Here is a 15,147-nt window from a genome sequence, read left to right on the forward strand (position 1 = left end):
ATATAAAAAGGTATATATATAAAAAGGTATATGGAAATACTAAGTACGCTATTTGTGGACTATATGAACCATTCAAAGTCCATAATGACTAACTGTGATAATCATTTAATTAGAATTATGACTAAATATAATTTGGGTCAATTATCTTCTTTTATGGTATGTAATCGGGTGCATGATGGTTCTTATGAAGATATAGTAAATAAGAGTACATGTTTGAATGTGTCTTCTTTCTACTGGGTGAAACGACAATTAGAAACTGCGCGAAATATGGCAACATAACAAATAAGAATAAGTGTCGCGCAGCCGACACTTTATTTGTTTGCCCAGCGAAGCTGGCAAACCCGTCAGGTTGAAAGAAACCTGAATCGCCCCGACTGAGGGGAAGATAATCCGACTCGCAAGGGCGTTGCTGGCCAACGGCAGGGTCTGAAGGAAGCGATAGGAAGTTAGAGGCACACAACGCAAGTGAACCTGTTTCGGCTTGATAGGTGGGTAAACGTGCAAAATAGCGTGAAGCCCAATACTCAGTCAGACCTATCAAGTGCTTGAGGGTGGCGTCTCTGACAGGGAGCCAGTGCAGTAACTGGGGAAGCCTGGCACCCCATCCAGAGAAGCACTGGAAGCGTTCATCAAGAGGCAACTCAAGGTGAACGTTGGTGTGAGGTGGCAGATGAATCCGTAGTAGTGAGTAAGGCTCGGCCTAAGAAAGCCAGTAATGGTGTGGAGGAGAAAACCGAGCTGACCATCGGCACAGTGTCTGATGGAGCACCGTTCAGCCAAAAGCGAATCGGTGTTGCGAAGGGAGGAAGTACACTTTAAAGACTGTGATGAGCAGATGTTTTTTTTGATAGTACCCAAATCGATTAGCTATCGAGGTATTCCGAACCGGTCACCTTAGGAATAAGGCTCTGGAACGAGAAACCGTACACGGGAGTAACTCGGACACTGTTTAGTAAATTGCCCTTGAGCTAGAAGGCTAAACGACCAAGTGAAACAAACCCATATCGACAAAGCGCATCCTGCCCCCACACAGCACACAACCCAAGAGGACAGAGTGAGAGTTTATTACAGCCTGTATGGTCACCTGCTGGACAAGCAACGACTGTACAACGGATTTAAAAAGGTGTGGAAAGCAAAAGGCGCGGCCGGAATAGATAGGCAGAGCCTGAGTGACTTCGCCTCGGATCTGAGTAATCAACTCGACCAACTGCTCTTTGAGCTCCAAACCAAGCAATACAAGCCACAACCGGTCAAGCGGGTAGAGATCCCCAAAGACGACGGTGGTGTAAGGTTACTTGGTATCCCGACGGTTCGGGATAGAGTTGTCCAGCAAACCCTGAACGACCTACTCACGCCCATCTTCGAGGCACAGTTCCACCCATCAAGTTTTGGGTACAGACCGCATCGAGGGTGCCACGACGCTATCAACAAAGCCACGATGTTCATTCGCCGCTATGGGCTAAACCATGTCGTGGATATGGACCTGTCGAAATGCTTCGATAAACTCGACCATGAGCTTATCATCAAAAGCATACGCAGACGGGTCACGGATAGCAGCGTGCTAGCGCTGCTCAGGCAGTTCCTGAAAAGTGGGGTAATGGTCGAAGGCAACTGGCAGTCGACAGAAATAGGCAGTCCGCAAGGTGGGGTGATCAGTCCACTGATCGCTAATATCTATTTGGACGCTTTCGATCAAGCAATGCGAGAGCGGGGGCACCGAATAGTACGCTATGCGGACGATATTCTGATTTTCTGTCGAAGCCGAGCAGGGGCGGAAAATGCCCTTGTACAAGCGACAAAGATACTGGAGCAAACGCTGAAGCTAAGCGTGAATCAACAAAAGTCCCACATCGCGCATAGCGATGAGGGTGTGAAGTTCCTAGGGGTAGAGATCGGGCGAACACATACCCGAATCCAACCGAAGAAACTAGCAGGGTTCAAAGCAAAGCTGAAGCGGATGACGAAACGGAACAGTGGAAAACCGCTACCGGTCATCATCAAGATGCTAAACCCCGTGATACGAGGATTTAGTCAATACTTCAGGATCGCCAATGCCAACAGGGAGTTCAAGAAGCTAGCCGGTTGGCTGAGACGCAGGCTACGCAGCATACAACTTAGACTGTGGAAGAAGCCGTCAAGGCTACATCGCAGACTGAGACAGCGAGGTTATAAACCGCCATTTAAATGGATAAGCATGACCAGCTGGAGAAATGCAGCGAGCCCGCTAGCAAGCTATGCAATGCCCAACCAGTGGTTCGATGAGCTGGGGTTAGTTAATCTTGAACACGTAAGGACAGGGCATGTGTTTAGCATTTATGCTGAATGGAAGTGTGCATGAGCCGTATACGAGGTCCGTATGTACGGTTCTGTGAGAGGGATGAGGCGGCAACGCCTCACCCTACTCGATGGGTGTTGAACAAGCCCGTTGCTTTATTAAGTAAATAGCTCGAATGCGCATAGGTAGGCGCTGCGTCTGGCACTTTTTTCAGCGCGAGCGCAGCCAGGAAGTGAGCAGATAGACCTCACTTCAATACGTTACGTTAACGATGTGGTTTTTGTCGGTTTGCTCTCCTGTGTTTAAGTGAACGCCATTCTCCTTATTCTGTTCGCCTTTCGGCTACCTCGGTCGTGTCACGCCCACGCAGACCATGAGCCGCTCCCCGCATGTAGGACAACATCGTGTCGTATGCTGCTTAGGGGCCGCCTCAACGGGCAAGGTCTGGTGTGCCATGTGAAGCAACATACGTTGAATATGGTATCGCTTGTGTTTGGCGCTGCCATGCAATAAGCCATAGTCACGCACGCGTTGTAGCCCTTTGGGTAAGACATGCTGAAGTATTAACATCAGAAACTGATTGGTAGGCAACGAGCGGGTCGCCGATTGATTTGTCTGGCTGTCGGTGTACCGGAAGGTCACCTGATGGTCACTGATGTCGATGATATCTTTGTCGGGCGTGCGGATAAAGATACTGTTGATTGGCAGAGTAGGAAGAAACATAGGCGTTATACGCCAAAGATTGGGTTCACATCTATACTCTTATGCAAGATTCTGATGATCTGGATGTTTTGGCTACCAATTTGTTGATAAAAAATAACATGGCTTCCTTGTGGAAATTTTCGGTAGCCATCTCTGATTTCATCACAAGTTTTACCAATATCAGGATTTTCAGCGAGTAGCCAAAATGATTCATCGAATTGTTTGAGGTAAATATTACGTTGCTCGCGGCCCCACCTGCGGGAGGTAAACAAGGCAATGTCTTTTAAATCAGACTTTGCCTTGTTGGTTAGTTGAAATGGTTTCATTTTCTCTCTTCGCTATCTAGTTCACTGATAAACGAATCGAGGTCATAATCAGCCATACCACTTTCTTCACCTTCAACGAGTAGTTGTCGTAAAGTGTTTATTTTCGTTTCTTGTGTTTCGAGTAAACGTAGAGCGGAACGAATTACTTCACTTGCTGAGCCATAGCGTCCACTTTGGATTTGGTTACTGATGAAGCTATCAAAGTGTTCGCCGAGAGTGATGCTAGTATTTTTAGCCATTGCAATCTCCTAATACCAAATAGTACCTAATTATGGTATTAATTTGAGGTGATCGCAAGTGGCGCACAACAAACCAGTATGTCGTCAAGCACTAAATTTTAGCGAGATTTTTATGTCTGTGAGCATCGAATTTAAGATCACTACCATCTTGCGCATACAGGCAATAATGGCGACTTTTTTCGGCTTTTTAGCGGCGACTAATCGGGTATACGTGGCTTTAGAAACAGGATTACATTGCATCGCAGACATCATCGCCATATACAACACGGTACGAACTTGAGCACGTCCACCTTGGATCACTCGTTTGCTTTTATACCGTCCACTTTCTTTTGTCACGGGTTTAACATCAATGAGTGATGCCGCTTGTTTGTTAGTTATGTGTATTTCTAGCTTGGAGGTTAGATGGAATCGGTTAATGTAGCATTAAACCCGCTGGATTGGTCTGGTGTTTCAGCAATTACATCAATCCTGATGCTTCTCATCAATTTTTTCTTACTCGTGTCGGTAATTTTTGCTTACCGCACCATCAAAGAGGAAGTAAAAAATAGGGACAGTACCCTGCTGCTTTGGGCAATGGATGAAATGTCAAAGATCAAGTCAGACCTATCATTGCTTCATAATGCAGGCGATTATTCAAACGGAGAGCTAGGGAGCGAAGACCATGAGGTCGCTTGGTCTAAAGAAACCGTTGATGCAGCGTATCGTGTCAGTATTGTGATGCAACGATTGTCCTATATGGCTATGTCAGGGCTTATTAGTCGAGAGCATTTTTCAAAAATGTGGGGTCCTGCTTTTATAAAGGCCTGGGATTCGTTAGAGCCGTATATCCATCACAAGCGCTTTCTAAATGGTGAACCTTTGACTCTCGCAGAGGGCGCCTACAGCCGGAATGATTTCGAAAAATATGCCCTGTACTGTAGGGATCTAAACACATAACACGGCCAAGCAAGGCGGCGCCCTTTGACCTTTAAATTGCGCCTTTGGCTCCATTCCAAGGGTGCGCATGCTGCAAGCGTTATAAAACTAGGAAGTTACGGATGATCAAGGAAGTTGGAAGCACAGTAATTCAAGAGTTTCACAAAGCTCAATGTCATTGTGGTTCAGTCGAGTTTGAGCTGCACTTGCCACAGGGCATCGAAAAGCCTAGGCGTTGTGATTGCTCGATATGCCGTCGTAAAGGAGCAATAGTAGCCTCAGTAAAATTGGATGGCATTCGTATTTTGAAAGGTAAAGAGCATTTAAAACTTTATCAATTCAATACGAATACAGCAAAGCATTACTTCTGCTCAAACTGCGGTATTTATACACATCACCAAAGGCGTTCAGATCCAAGTGAGTATGGTTTTAATGTGGGTTGCTTAAACGGGGTAAATCCATTTGATTTAGGTGATGTTGTAACAAATGATGGGGTTAATCATCCAGCGGACAAACGATAACGACTTATGAAGGATATAGACATGCGTGATCATTACGATTTTTCTGAGTCCGTTAAGAATCCATACGCCAAGAAGCTCAAGAAGCAGGTTACGATCCGGCAGGTGTCGGAAAGGCAAAAGATCCGACCAAAAAGTGGGTAGATAGGCTGTCACGCTCACGCAGACCATGAGCCGCTCCCCGCATGAAGGATAACATCGTGTCGTATGCTGCTCAGAGGTCGCCTCAATGGGCCAGATCTGAACAACTATCCTGACATCGGGAGATTCAGTGCTGTCCATATTGTGGTTAGAAGTTAGAACGAGAACTTACCCAGCAAAAGCAACCTTACTATTACCATTTCGACGCCTGCTAATTAGGCTGTTGATCTATGTTTTTTTAGTACGTCGTCAATCACTCGTTTTTGGCGAGGTTTTTATCTCACATTACGCCGTCTCTGAGCATTGGACTTACGATCACCGTCATATTACCAACGGTGCAGGTTCATTCTTTTAATGCGATTTATTACGCAGTTTGGATCGCCTGCTATCGAAGAAGGACGATGAGGCTCAGTCAAGCCTGAAGTGATGACTTTGCCTTAAATGAACACAATTGATAGGGAATAGAGAGTAAACCTGATATGATCCATGTCTTCCAGTTTTCACGTTGATAGCACTGGATTTACCTAAGACTAGGAACTATTTTGACCAATAATGACATTTTACGCCGTGTACGCTATACATTTGATTTAAAAGATAATGTAACGACTGAGATCTTCGCTTTAGCCGATTATACAGTGACCAATGATCAAGTCAGTCGCTGGCTGAAAAAAGAAGACGATGAATATTTTGTTAAACTTAGCGATACAGAACTAGCGATATTTCTGAATGGCTTTATCAATCTTAAACGTGGTAAACGAGACGGTGAGCAGCCTAAGCCAGAGCAAAGGCTAAGTAATAATATCGTTTTTCAAAAATTACGCATTGCTTTGAACTTAAAAGCAGACGATATTTTAGATATTCTGCAGCTTGCCGATTTTCGATTAAGTAAGCATGAGCTCAGTGCCTTTTTCCGTAAACCGGATAATAAGCACTATAAAGAGTGCAAAGACCAAGTGCTGCGAAACTTCTTATCAGGCCTCCAGCGTCAGTTACGTCCAAGTAGTGACCAATTCGATGTAGAATAAGCGATAACACTGTCAAATAGCTTCCTCATCTGCGTGCCTAGCAGCATGAGGATGACTATTTACCAGAAACACGTATAAAAGGATTTCGCTCCCTGCTGTCGCCGGACGCTCGTTCCTCGCGCCACTTATTGCGGGCATTTTCTATGTCAGGGAAGATCGAGAGATTAAATGAAAATTAAGCATTTATCTGTTAACTCATGCCGACCGAAGCGTAGCTCGGAGATTTTAGCTGAGCTGACAAATGGTGAGGCTAAAGCATTTCCTTCAAAGACGATGACTGGTGCATGGATGTGTGTTTGGAGCGAGAGTGATAACGAACTAATAGAGCTCATTCCAGTGCAGTATAAATTGAAGTTTGGCGACTTAGCTGCAATTTATGAAGAGCAAGGTGAAAAGCAAAATTTTCATGCATCTCACTTTATGCTCGAAGCAAACAAAACGGTAGATGAGTTAGTTGCGATAGCAGATAAATATCAATTAACTTATCGATTTAGAAAACACTTTGGCGGTCCTTTGTATGAGATTTGGCTAGAAGATGGCCTGCTAGTTGAATTTTGGTCTGCCGAAATTTCAAAACTTTAAGTGTCGCGTAGCCGGCACTTTTGACTAAGTATGGAGTAAAAAGCGATGGATAGCATTGATAAATCTTGGCTTGCGCGTTTGGGCGTGAGTCATATTGAGAGCAACTATATTTTCACTGGTTGTGAATACTATAAACGAGGCGGCGAAGAGGGTTTAGCGTTTCTGTATGCGTCTGATAACCTGACACTGGTCAGCTGCAATGAAGACGTTCGCACACATCTAGAAAAATCTAAGCTGCGATAGCTGTATGACTATATCGACGATGTGAACTCTCAAGCGTTTGAGATCTGTATTGATGATATTGACTATTATCTATCAGGTCATGTTTGTGACGCTAAATCAAAGGTAGAGGTTGTTCAGCTCACGCTGGACGCCCATCGGGAGCACATCGAACAATTTATTACAGGGTTTGATGAGGAAGAATTATTTAAAGCGGATTTTAGTCTGGACTCAGACTATTTCTATATGGCATATCTGGAAGGTCAGCCTGTTGGGATCATTGCATCATATTGTGGTGTCGAGCCCTTTGAATCGCTGTCTATCTTAGTGACACCAAACTGTCGTCAGCGCGGTGTCGGCAAGGCACTGATTTCAAGGTGGGTCAAAGAGGTTGAAAAGAGGGGACGTGTCGCCCGATATCGTGCCAACCGGGAAAATATTGCCTCTCGACGCCTTTGCGAGTCGTTAGGCTTCGTTGCTCACAGCCATATTCAAATACTGGCAGAACTATGAGTAGCGGCAACGACCCAATACGCATTGGTGGAGTTATCGCAATATGATAAGTGGGAGAGGCGTTTGTACCTTACGTGCGCGAAATGCCATCAGGTGAGGTAGGTACAAGGGTGTGGCGGGAACGGGCGCCGCGGATTGGACGATTGAATAAACTGCACTGAAAATAATGAATGTCGACAATTGTGTCGCATTGATAATGAGGAAAAGATGTTTACATTGGATGTTAATCGTGACCTAAAACTAGAACTTATCAATACACGCTTTGCGCCGATTTATCTGGATATCGTTACCCGCGATCAGGAGTATTTAAGCCAATGGTTAGTGTGGCCACCGCATGCTCATGATGAAGCGTTCTTTTTGAGCTTTGTTAAAAAATCCCTTAACGACTATGCAGAAGGTAAATCATTGGTATGTGGCATTATTTATCAGGGTCAGTTGGTAGGCAATGTGAGTTACAACACTATCAATCAGTCGCTTAAAAAGGTGGAAATTGGCTATTGGCTGAGTTCTTTGCACCAAGGGAAAGGGATCGTGAATCAAGCCGTGGCTAAGCTCATTGAGCTGGCGTTTACCCAGTTTGGTATGGAAAAAGTACAGATATCGGCGGCAACGGAAAACACGCCAAGCCGAAAGGTCTGTGAGCGTTTAGGGTTCACACTCGAGGGCGTAATACGTCGTGCTGAAAATTTAAACGGACGTATTGTCGACCATGCTATTTACGGTTTAGATCGCGCTACGTGGCAAACCGCGAATTAGGTAGAAAGATCAATCCCAGAAAGGTGGCAGGGCGAGCGCAAGATACGCATCGCCCCATCGCGGCTTCGTTCAACGATGGATTTACACAGCATAAGTTAAGCCTATAACCCCATCGGCCATTGCAATACGTAGACCCAAACTAGTAGTAAGGTCGTCCACACCAACAAAAACGCCAAGCTAAAAGGCAACATTAATGACATCAGGGTGCCTAATTTAGCCTCCTTATCGTAATCTTGTGCGGCCGCTAAAATTAACCCGAGATAGCCAAACAGTGGGCTAATAATGTTGGTGACTGAGTCTCCAATCCGAAACGCCGCTTGTGTCACTTCTAATGGAATGCCGACATAGAACAATGAAGGGATCAATACGGGCGCTATCATGCTCCATTGAACAATCGGTGATCCCATAAAGATATTCAGAAAGGCACACAAAATAACGACCAGTAAGAGAATTATTGCTGGATGTAGTTGTACCTCTGTCACTAAGCTACTCACCGACATGGCTAATACACCCGATAACTGGCTGAGCTTGAAGAGGTAGATCATCTGCGACGCAACAAAGATGATCACTAAAAACACTCCAAGTTGGCTCATGCTTTTTTGACAAGCATTCAGCAGATCGCGCTCGCACTTGAAGCTGCCAGAGAGGTAGCCATAGGTTAATCCACTTAAACCAAATGTAACGGCTATAATAATAGGTAGTCCACGCATCACTTCGCTGCGTCCTAAAGGTTGGCCTTCGTATGGGGCTAGCCAGCCGTTGGGTAGGACGGTTGAAAGTACAATAAACACGGCAGCCATGACGAATACAACGGCTGCGGCCCACATGGCTTTGTCATTATTGGCAGCTTTGTTTTTATCGACATCATAGCTGTCAGTGGACCTTTGTTCAGGCGTAGCACAATGGCATGCTAATCGACTTTGACGCTTTTCAACGATATTAATCGAAACAAATGAGCCTACTAAAACGAGAGCGAATACGCTGGCACTCATAAAAAAATAGTTAGCCAGAGGGCTGATGATAATAGTCGGATCAATCAATTGAGCAGCTGAGGTGGTAATCCCGGCTATGACAACGTCATAAGTGGTTAAGAATACGGTAGCGTGAGTTCCCCCTGCAACCCCCGCAAATGCGGTGGCAAGCCCAGCAAGCGGTGGGCGATTGGCGGCTTGGTATGCTCGACAAGCCAAAGGGATGAGTACAATATAGCCCACAGAGCCGACGACATTCGATAAAACACCCAAGATCATGATGCTCATTGTCAGCTGCCACTTGCCGGTTTTACTGACTAACCGCTGAACGGAGTAACTGATGAGGCCTGAAGAGTCCGCCAAGCCAATTCCAATGGTGGCAATAACGACGACGCCTAATGGCGGGAAGCTGACGAACTCTTTGACGCTTCCACCGAGCCAAGTTCTTATTGCCTCTAAAGATAACAGGTTGTTGACGTGTTCAATGCTTCCACCGGGCAGTGTATAAGAAACTTGGGCGTTGGATGCGAAGAATGAGATCCCTATGATTATCAGCGACAACCATAGGAACAAAAATACAGGATGAGGAAGTCTATTTCCCCATCGCTCTAACTTATCAAAAAATGTATTTGGCATCAGACTAGAAAGCGTAATTCAAACCAGCGTAATACGTTCGGCCTTGAATGACTTCCGTATAAGTCTCTGGACTTGAGATATCTTCATCCATCACGTTGTTCACACCGAGTTTCAGGTCTAGTTCACCCATTAGGATATGACGCATGCCAATATCAAAGGTTGTGTATGGGTCAGCTACATCATTGTTACCGAGCTCACCACGCACTTCACTGCGGTAATGGGCTCTTGCAAACAAATCCGTATCGTACGTGACATACCAATTGGCTTTCACTGAAGCTTCATGTTCGGATGTGCCGACGAGGCGATCGCCGCTTGTGTCGTCTATCGCATCAAGATAAGTATATGAAGCATCAAGTCCAACGTGCTCGAATTGGTGTTCGGCATACAACTCTAAGCCTTTGAGTGTCGCTTTATCCACATTGATAAACGTATAGTAGCCATCACTGCCATTCGGTTTTTCAACTTGCTGAATAATGTCATCAACACGATTATAGAATACGGTGGCGTTGGCATAGGTTTCTTCGTTGGCATAGTAAGCACCAATCTCACTGAAGGTACCAGTTTCTGCTTTGAGATCTTGGTTACCATAGATGTTACAAGCGGCGGGCCTACCAGGGCAAGCTGGACCACTGGCTGGCGCGTTATAAGACGGTGAAACCTGTGCCATGGTCGGTGCTTTGAATGCGGTCCCTGCGCCGGCTTTTAAGTTCCAGTTGTCGGTTAAACTTTGTGTGATGTATCCGCGATAAGTAAATTCGCTGTCAAAGAGAGAGTCATGATCTAAACGTCCGCCGAGTGTCAGCATGGTCGAATCGGCAACAGTTAGATTGGTTTCAATATAAGCGGCCGTACTGGTTCGATCGGTAGAGCCACCTGTGATCCTAACGTTCTCGATTTCGGCATTGCGAGCTTCGGTTCCTATTGTCACTGTGTGATCATCGATAAAGAAAATGGCTTGAGCATCGCCGCCATAGTTTTGTTCGGTGATGTCTGAACTTGGGATGTCATATTTAACATCAAAGTCACTGTAGTAGAGATGGGCATCGACACTCACAAGATACGATTGGTAATCATACCCTAACGTGTAATTTTTAAGTTGACGCTCTTGTTCATAGGAGCGGCCACGATACATTGCCGTTCCCGATTGATCCTCATTTGACAGTTGTACTTCCAAGTCAATCGTGTGTTGGTCGTTCAGTGCATAATCAAAAGAGTTAACTAAATTGTAATTTTCTTGCGCACGACGTTTGGTGAAGCTCGACTGGTCGGAATAAAAAGATTCGTCGGTGTCTAAATAGTTACCATATACGGTATAGCTTAAAGCATCAGTTACGGGGGTTGAAAAATACAGACCATAAATTTGCCCGTTACCCCCCTTGTCACTTGGGTTGTACTGCGCTTCAACACTTACCGCACCTTCCGCTGTACCACGGTGCTGACGAGTGATAACGTTAACCACTCCGCCCATGGTATCGGCACCATAGAGAGTGGACATTGGGCCACGAATTACTTCGATATTATTGATAGCAACACTTGGCGTTAAGCTCAATGCATTGTCGCTACCACGCCATAATGCTTCTCTGGTATAAGATCGGCGGCTGTTCAATAACACTTGCGTGTAGTCACTACTTAAACCACGAATTCGCACACTGCGAGAGCCATTCGCTTGGGTCGACACGTTAACACCGGGTGCATCAACAAGCAGATCCCCCACGTCACCCGTAAACTGATATTTGCTCTGTTCTTGAACGTCTATCACGGTCAATGTTGCAGGGGCATCTAGTAGGGTTGTGCTTTGACCTGCGTTTGCGGTGACAACCACGGTTTCATCAATTGCAGATTCCGCCATAACAAAAGAAACGGGTAGAAAGGACAGGCTAAACAGACACGATACAGCATGACTTGATTTGAGTTTTAACATCTAATGACTTCATGGTTTTTAAATGAGGAGCGGCCTGGAATATAATAAAAATAAATCTCATTGGCAATACCGAAAACCATAAAGCGATCCGCCCCAGCAGTTTTGGACACCGAGTTAAGTGGGTACAATCACTAACGAGGTGAACAATGACAACTAAGAAAACTAAAATTAAACATTCCCCTCAAGTTAAAGCAGATCAATGCTTGATTGTATTGCTTCCAGTTGCTGACTTTTCGCTTGACTTTTCTCATCATTCGTGGGTCGCTCTGATGATTTGTTCGCGGCTCGTATGATGAGGCTCAGTCAAGCCTGATGTGATGACTTTGCCTTAAATGAACACAATTGATAGGGAATAGAGAGTAAAACTGATATGGTCCATGTCTTCCAGTTTTCACGTTTTACGTCCAAGTAGTGACCAATTCGATGTAGAATAAGCGATAACACTGTCAAATGGCTTCCTCATCTGCATGCCTAGCAGCATGAGGATGACTATTTACCAGAAACACGTATAAAAGGAATGTTTGTGTGAAAAGTAACTGTGTTCTCTTTTTAACATTCACAGTAATGCTGCCATGTTTTAGTACTGTTGCTGCAGAGCTCCCCATTAAAAAGCAGAACCTAATGGGGCAGTGGACATGCTCGTTTACCATGCAAGGTGATAAAGTCTACAAAGAGCAATGGACATTAAAAGATAACAACGCGTTCTCACTACAAGGACGTGTTGAATATTTTCTTGGCGAAAAGAATGCGCACTTTTTATATGATGCCACAGGTGAATGGGAGTTAATCAACGAGACAATTAAGTTGGTTTACAATCCGTTTGAGTTTCAGAGCAAAGACAGCTTCAGTCAAGATTATATCTCCGATATTGAAACCGTATACATTACACCGGCATGGAATGGCACACGACGATTTCAGTACGACGTTGAGGCATTGTCAGCATCACGTATGCAAATCGGCGATGACTACGATAGCTGGCAATGTAAAAGAAAAAAACGTGCGAATTAAACGGCTAAAACTACTGTGTTGATAACTCGCGCAACGTGCCAAACCGTGAATTAGGTAGAAAGATCAAGGATGCTAATGAATACAGAACAACAGGAATACTTAAACGCCTACCTTGCCACTTTAAGTGACGAAGAACGTCAGGCCGTGCCTGAAACCATTGCTGAGTACTTTTGTGCGGATGAATACAATGCTAACGAATGCGCCCGTTTGATTGATCAAGGCATAAAACGCGCATCGTGCAGCTTAAAAGCCTGCTACGAGATCGAAAACGAACCCTACCCACAAGTGGGCCGTTTAACTGTGGTGCTTAACTGGGCGCAGCAGCCGGTTTGTATTATTAAAGTGACTGAAGTGAGCGAGTGCCCGTTTGATCAAGTGACTGCTGAATTTGCCGCTGCGGAAGGTGAAGGAGACAAGAGTTATGCGTGGTGGCGGCAGGCGCATCTTGCGTTTTTTGAGCAAGAGGGACAAGCACTTGGCGTGCCGTTTACAACCCAATCTCCTTTGGTGTTAGAGCGCTTTGAGAAAGTCTATCCGCTTGATAACCATGAAACTGAACAGCTAAGCGCATGATAAAACAAGTCGGTCAAACATCCATCCAACCCGAACACTTGGCCCGCTGTCACTGCGGGACGGTTGTGCTCAGCGAATAACCACTAGACATGTTCTCTAAGTTGTACATGTCTCGTTTGTTGCTCTATACTTCGATGGTGTACGAATAGGAGCAATCCGATGAAAATCATTTCGTTTACTGAAGCGAGAAATGGCCTCAAAACGGTATTAGATGGGGTGGTTGATGACGCTGATACCGCTATCATTACCCGACGTGATGCGGAAGACGCGGTGGTGATGTCGCTTGATTACTACAACAGCCTTATGGAAACCGTCCATCTGTTGCGCTCGCCCGCCAATGCTGAGCACCTAAATCGCTCTATTACTCAGTACAAGATGGGTAAAGCGATGGAGCACACGTTAGTCGATGACGATGAGTAGTCGCTTACTTTGCTGGACGGATGATGCGTGGCGTGACTACGTATACTGGCAAAGTCAGGATAGAAAAACACTCAAGCGAATCAACAAGCTTATCCTCGATGTAAAACGAACGCCATTCGAGGGAATAGGCAAGCCCGAAGCACTAAAAGAAAATCTGACAGGCTTTTGGTCGCGGCGTATTGATGATACCAATCGGCTGGTTTACGCCGTGGATGATACGTCTATTACGATCCTATCTTGCCGATATCATTATTAATCACCTAGCGCCTACGGTGCACAATGGCACAATGAAGGCGCGAGGCGTCATGTTCACCATCCTCAATAAAAACGACTCCTTATAACGCCTCCGGATAGTGTGTTTTCAGTAATTCGTCGACCACCGCCAGGTTCTGACCGAGCTTTCTCAGTGCCAGCAAACGTGTTTTGCTAAATTTAGCGTCTTTAGGTACCAAGCGCATGATGTAGGCAGCGCGTTTACCTTGGTAGACGTCCTCTGATTTATGGAAAAAAGCGTTACAAAACAGCAGCGCATCACCTGCATCCAACGCAGGGGTCACTTTGCCCTTCTCCATATAGTCATACTCTTGCTGGGTGATTTGAAACGGCGGGTGCTCGGGCACCGACGGGTCGGCAATGCGCACCAGTGAGTGTAATTGGTTGGCTTCACGAATCAGCGACAGACGCACTGCGCCTTCTTCCATCACAATAGATAACTGCCCTGAGCCGACTTCTTTCACAGGCGTCAGCGGGATCCATACCGTGAGCATATCCTCTGGCCGCTCCATAAAGCCAATCGAGTCAAAATCGGTATGAAAAGGAAAGCCTTGATCCTCAGGCGTTTTCTCCAAATATAAGTCAGCCAAAATACGATAGTCTGGCAGCAGCGCCTCAATGGTGTCGGCGATGTTGAGATCTGGGTCGCGGAATACCATGGGTCCATAGATCGCTTTTTTGTAGATGTCGGCATACCACGTTTGTCCATTGGGCATGGCGTCGAGTTTGGCAGCGAGAGCCGTTTGTGTCTCTTGGCTCAGTACGCCAGGGACGACTTTGCCGTGATGGGGAGAGAGGTTGTCGAGAAAGTCGGGGCGAGCTGGCATAGAAGCTCCTTGGTGTAGATATGGGAATTGAATGCGTTGTGATCCCAAGTGTAGCAATCCAGTGAGTCAAACACATAAACTCCCTTCTATCTTAAACTCCCTTCTATCTTAGAGCCTTGGTTCGTCAACGTAAGCGGTTAATAAACCCCACATACCCATAAGACACGGGCTTTGCCATAGTACCTTTTTGAGCGGAGGTACGATGAAACAAGCACAAAAACGCGCGCACTGGGCGGCGATCATTGAACAACAAAAGCAAAGCACAGTGTCCATTAAGCAGTTTTGCCAAGACAACGCTATTCCCTAT

18 protein-coding genes and 2 pseudogenes are annotated in these 15,147 nt (G+C 45.6%); 13 read left to right on the forward strand and 7 right to left on the reverse strand.

Annotated features, from left to right (window positions below; translation table 11 throughout):
- The first annotated feature begins 1,054 nt into the window (after positions 1-1,054).
- Positions 1,055-2,338 (forward strand): group II intron reverse transcriptase/maturase, encoded by a 1,284-nt coding sequence (ltrA, locus tag BZG75_RS14645; protein WP_077577385.1) that lies wholly within the window; start codon positions 1,055-1,057, stop codon positions 2,336-2,338.
- A gap of 279 nt (positions 2,339-2,617) precedes the next feature.
- On the opposite strand, the pseudogene BZG75_RS14650 reads toward ltrA, so the two are convergent.
- From BZG75_RS14650 to BZG75_RS14665, 4 genes and pseudogenes are all read right to left on the reverse strand, one after another.
- Positions 2,618-2,953: pseudogene (locus tag BZG75_RS14650) on the reverse strand (transposase); the annotation flags it as partial.
- 50 nt (positions 2,954-3,003) lie between these two features.
- Positions 3,004-3,303 (reverse strand): type II toxin-antitoxin system RelE/ParE family toxin, encoded by a 300-nt coding sequence (locus BZG75_RS14655; protein ID WP_077577371.1) that lies wholly within the window; start codon positions 3,301-3,303, stop codon positions 3,004-3,006.
- Complete coding sequence (locus tag BZG75_RS14660) at positions 3,300-3,542, reverse strand: type II toxin-antitoxin system ParD family antitoxin (protein ID WP_077577372.1); 243 nt, start codon at positions 3,540-3,542, stop codon at positions 3,300-3,302. Before BZG75_RS14660 ends, BZG75_RS14655 begins: the two co-directional genes overlap by 4 nt.
- A gap of 84 nt (positions 3,543-3,626) precedes the next feature.
- Positions 3,627-3,923: pseudogene (locus tag BZG75_RS14665) on the reverse strand (transposase); the annotation flags it as partial.
- Between the two features lie 21 nt (positions 3,924-3,944).
- Between BZG75_RS14665 and BZG75_RS14670 the strand changes: the two are divergent.
- The 7 genes from BZG75_RS14670 (at position 3,945) to BZG75_RS14705 (ending at position 8,211) form a co-directional block, all read left to right on the forward strand.
- Positions 3,945-4,478, forward strand: coding sequence for a hypothetical protein (locus BZG75_RS14670; RefSeq protein ID WP_077577373.1), 534 nt, complete (start codon positions 3,945-3,947; stop codon positions 4,476-4,478).
- 104 nt (positions 4,479-4,582) lie between these two features.
- The gene (locus BZG75_RS14675) at positions 4,583-4,978 is read left to right on the forward strand and encodes a GFA family protein (RefSeq protein WP_174566348.1); all 396 of its coding nucleotides are present in this window, start codon (positions 4,583-4,585) and stop codon (positions 4,976-4,978) included.
- A 680-nt stretch (positions 4,979-5,658) separates the two neighbouring features.
- Positions 5,659-6,141, forward strand: coding sequence for a DUF1456 family protein (locus tag BZG75_RS14685; RefSeq protein WP_021024588.1), 483 nt, complete (start codon positions 5,659-5,661; stop codon positions 6,139-6,141).
- Positions 6,142-6,309: 168 nt separating this feature from the next.
- A complete protein-coding gene (locus BZG75_RS14690; protein WP_077577375.1) occupies positions 6,310-6,723 on the forward strand; it encodes a hypothetical protein in 414 nt (137 codons plus the stop codon).
- A gap of 45 nt (positions 6,724-6,768) precedes the next feature.
- Entirely contained in the window at positions 6,769-6,966 is a 198-nt protein-coding gene (locus BZG75_RS14695; protein WP_077577376.1) for a hypothetical protein, read from the forward strand.
- 21 nt (positions 6,967-6,987) lie between these two features.
- A complete protein-coding gene (locus BZG75_RS14700) occupies positions 6,988-7,455 on the forward strand; it encodes a GNAT family N-acetyltransferase (protein ID WP_158010001.1) in 468 nt (155 codons plus the stop codon).
- Positions 7,456-7,662: 207 nt separating this feature from the next.
- Positions 7,663-8,211, forward strand: a complete 549-nt coding sequence (locus tag BZG75_RS14705; RefSeq protein WP_077577378.1) for a GNAT family N-acetyltransferase — start codon at positions 7,663-7,665, stop codon at positions 8,209-8,211.
- A gap of 101 nt (positions 8,212-8,312) precedes the next feature.
- Here the strand turns inward: BZG75_RS14705 and BZG75_RS14710 are convergent, their stop codons facing one another.
- Both BZG75_RS14710 and BZG75_RS14715 read right to left on the reverse strand, forming a co-directional pair.
- Complete coding sequence (locus BZG75_RS14710; RefSeq protein WP_077577379.1) at positions 8,313-9,818, reverse strand: AbgT family transporter; 1,506 nt, start codon at positions 9,816-9,818, stop codon at positions 8,313-8,315.
- A gap of 4 nt (positions 9,819-9,822) precedes the next feature.
- The gene (locus BZG75_RS14715; protein ID WP_242413610.1) at positions 9,823-11,667 is read right to left on the reverse strand and encodes a TonB-dependent receptor plug domain-containing protein; all 1,845 of its coding nucleotides are present in this window, start codon (positions 11,665-11,667) and stop codon (positions 9,823-9,825) included.
- 693 nt (positions 11,668-12,360) lie between these two features.
- Here BZG75_RS14715 and BZG75_RS14720 point away from each other — a divergent pair.
- From BZG75_RS14720 to BZG75_RS14735, 4 genes are all read left to right on the forward strand, one after another.
- Complete coding sequence (locus BZG75_RS14720) at positions 12,361-12,747, forward strand: hypothetical protein (RefSeq protein ID WP_077577381.1); 387 nt, start codon at positions 12,361-12,363, stop codon at positions 12,745-12,747.
- A 75-nt stretch (positions 12,748-12,822) separates the two neighbouring features.
- Entirely contained in the window at positions 12,823-13,320 is a 498-nt protein-coding gene (locus BZG75_RS14725; protein ID WP_077577382.1) for an ASCH domain-containing protein, read from the forward strand.
- A 159-nt stretch (positions 13,321-13,479) separates the two neighbouring features.
- Entirely contained in the window at positions 13,480-13,740 is a 261-nt protein-coding gene (locus BZG75_RS14730) for a type II toxin-antitoxin system Phd/YefM family antitoxin (RefSeq protein WP_077577383.1), read from the forward strand.
- The gene (locus BZG75_RS14735) at positions 13,727-13,996 is read left to right on the forward strand and encodes a Txe/YoeB family addiction module toxin (protein WP_021024592.1); all 270 of its coding nucleotides are present in this window, start codon (positions 13,727-13,729) and stop codon (positions 13,994-13,996) included. The genes BZG75_RS14730 and BZG75_RS14735 overlap by 14 nt, the downstream gene beginning before the upstream one ends.
- A gap of 79 nt (positions 13,997-14,075) precedes the next feature.
- On the opposite strand, the gene BZG75_RS14740 is transcribed toward BZG75_RS14735, so the two are convergent.
- A complete protein-coding gene (locus tag BZG75_RS14740) occupies positions 14,076-14,840 on the reverse strand; it encodes a hypothetical protein (protein WP_077577384.1) in 765 nt (254 codons plus the stop codon).
- A gap of 202 nt (positions 14,841-15,042) precedes the next feature.
- On the opposite strand from BZG75_RS14740, the gene tnpA reads away from it, so the two are divergent.
- A partial coding sequence (tnpA, locus tag BZG75_RS15710) for an IS66 family insertion sequence element accessory protein TnpA (RefSeq protein ID WP_443216205.1) occupies positions 15,043-15,147 on the forward strand: 105 nt, incomplete at its 3' end.

It is taken from the genome of Salinivibrio sp. AR640, assembly GCF_001995405.1.
In the GTDB taxonomy this organism is placed as follows: Bacteria; Pseudomonadota; Gammaproteobacteria; order Enterobacterales; family Vibrionaceae; genus Salinivibrio; species Salinivibrio costicola.

Excerpts from the sequence above, each read along its gene's own strand:
- BZG75_RS14715 (WP_242413610.1), bottom strand. The coding sequence starts at position 11,667 with ATGGCGGAATCTGCAATTGATGAAACCGTGGTTGTCACCGCAAACGCA.
- BZG75_RS14655 (WP_077577371.1), bottom strand. The coding sequence starts at position 3,303 with ATGAAACCATTTCAACTAACCAACAAGGCAAAGTCTGATTTAAAAGAC.
- BZG75_RS14720 (WP_077577381.1), top strand. The coding sequence starts at position 12,361 with ATGGGGCAGTGGACATGCTCGTTTACCATGCAAGGTGATAAAGTCTAC.
- BZG75_RS14660 (WP_077577372.1), bottom strand. The coding sequence starts at position 3,542 with ATGGCTAAAAATACTAGCATCACTCTCGGCGAACACTTTGATAGCTTC.
- BZG75_RS14725 (WP_077577382.1), top strand. The coding sequence starts at position 12,823 with ATGAATACAGAACAACAGGAATACTTAAACGCCTACCTTGCCACTTTA.
- BZG75_RS14670 (WP_077577373.1), top strand. The coding sequence starts at position 3,945 with ATGGAATCGGTTAATGTAGCATTAAACCCGCTGGATTGGTCTGGTGTT.
- BZG75_RS14695 (WP_077577376.1), top strand. The coding sequence starts at position 6,769 with ATGGATAGCATTGATAAATCTTGGCTTGCGCGTTTGGGCGTGAGTCAT.
- BZG75_RS14735 (WP_021024592.1), top strand. The coding sequence starts at position 13,727 with ATGACGATGAGTAGTCGCTTACTTTGCTGGACGGATGATGCGTGGCGT.
- BZG75_RS14730 (WP_077577383.1), top strand. The coding sequence starts at position 13,480 with ATGAAAATCATTTCGTTTACTGAAGCGAGAAATGGCCTCAAAACGGTA.
- BZG75_RS14740 (WP_077577384.1), bottom strand. The coding sequence starts at position 14,840 with ATGCCAGCTCGCCCCGACTTTCTCGACAACCTCTCTCCCCATCACGGC.
- BZG75_RS14705 (WP_077577378.1), top strand. The coding sequence starts at position 7,663 with ATGTTTACATTGGATGTTAATCGTGACCTAAAACTAGAACTTATCAAT.
- BZG75_RS14710 (WP_077577379.1), bottom strand. The coding sequence starts at position 9,818 with ATGCCAAATACATTTTTTGATAAGTTAGAGCGATGGGGAAATAGACTT.
- BZG75_RS14690 (WP_077577375.1), top strand. The coding sequence starts at position 6,310 with ATGAAAATTAAGCATTTATCTGTTAACTCATGCCGACCGAAGCGTAGC.